We start from the raw sequence: 1,483 nt of genomic DNA, 5'->3' as shown, positions 1-1,483 counted from the left end.
TCGGCTACCGGGCCCCGATCGAAGTGCTGGAGCAATCTTTACAGCGGCGACGCGCCGCATGACGTGGCGTTGCACTTGTTGGTTGAATTCAGGCTATGAAAAAAATCTTTATTAAAAAATTGAAGCATAGTGAGGTGCTTTTTGAAAAAGCTCTTTTCTGACATTAAAGGAAGTCTAGAGGTCGATAATGCAATCAGGGCTTCACGTTCTCTCGTGAAACAGGGGTATCGCGACGAAGCTGTTGTTCTTATTTCTACTGTCTTTGATTTTAAGTTGCCGAGTTTAGGTCTTGAAAACATAGAGGCGGTGGCCAGAGAGTTTAGGCGGCTAGGCTGCTATAATTTGGCTGGCGATTGCTTTTTCATTATTTTCAATAAGTGCTACACTGAGGGTGGGTTTGATTTTTTGGGCAGTAAGGTGTCTATAGATAATGTCGATTTTTTTGCTGGTGGAGACGAAAATTTAGGGTTCTATTTAAACTCTAAAAAAGGTGTTATTAGAAAGTTTGGAAGCTCCAAGTCAACTATTAGAAAAGAGATTGGTTTTTACGAGAAAGTGAAAGATTTAGGCTTATCACTTCCATATATTCCTGCTTTCTTCGGCACTGGCTCTGCTGGAGACTATATTAGCTATTTGGATTTGGAGTTTTTGAGTAATGCTTCTGAAACTAGTGTCTTTGAAGAGGGAGTAGCTGGCAAGATAAGTTCGTTTTATTCTAGGGTTGAAGAGGAGAGGATTAGAATAAATTTGACGTCTTCACCGCCTGAGAAAATTGATATTTTTGGTTTCAGGGGAATGTTTTATAGTTTTAGAGTCGGCAGCATAGGTTTGATAAAGTCTTTTGTTGAAATGGCGTGTGAGTTTTACGGTTATGATGCAAATAGTATCTTGAGCAAGCCTTTTCTTGTTGATTTTTTTGCGATGGATTCTGTAGATAAGTTTTTAGCTCATGGCGACTTGCATAATGGTAATTTAATAAAGTCTGATGAGTCTTTTAAGATTATTGATTGGGGGCGTGCGCAAGATGCCCCCATTGGGCTCGATTTCGCTTTTTACATTTCAGTTCATGCTAAAAATCCAAGTGATCTGGAGTGTTGTGTAAGGCTTTTTTTGGGTTTTGATGTTTTTAGGGATGATCCTGCTTCATTAAAAAAGTCTTTTTTTTATCTTGCTTGCATAGGCGCTGTTTCTCGGTTGGCGAGAAAAAACAAGGACTCTTTTGCGAAAATGGTAGGAGTAGTTGATCAGGTTTTTTATGCAGTTGACAAGGGTAAGGTATGAGGGCGAAGATATATAAGGAGATGGCTCCTTGTGCGAGAGCTCTAGTTGGTAAAGGGAGTTATTTTCAAGCATCAGAAGCCTTCCTCTTTCCTGTTTATGCTGCCTATCCCTGTCTGTCAACCTGAAGCCATACAGCCCTTTCATGGGTTAATGTAGATTTCAGGGCCACGACAGCAGGAGCAGACCGATGCCCAAGGCACCG

1 protein-coding gene is annotated in these 1,483 nt (G+C 40.9%); it reads left to right on the top strand.

Annotated elements, in window-relative coordinates; genetic code table 11:
- Window positions 1-141 precede the first annotated feature (141 nt).
- Complete coding sequence (locus F620_RS15340; protein ID WP_155987053.1) at window positions 142-1,281, top strand: phosphotransferase family protein; 1,140 nt, start codon at window positions 142-144, stop codon at window positions 1,279-1,281.
- Window positions 1,282-1,483 lie beyond the last annotated feature (202 nt).

It is taken from the genome of Thioalkalivibrio sp. ALE11, from assembly GCF_000381205.1.
GTDB lineage: Bacteria > Pseudomonadota > Gammaproteobacteria > Ectothiorhodospirales > Ectothiorhodospiraceae > Thioalkalivibrio.
The sequence above is the reverse complement of the archived record's forward strand: the minus strand, read 5'-3'. Positions and strand labels throughout refer to the sequence as shown.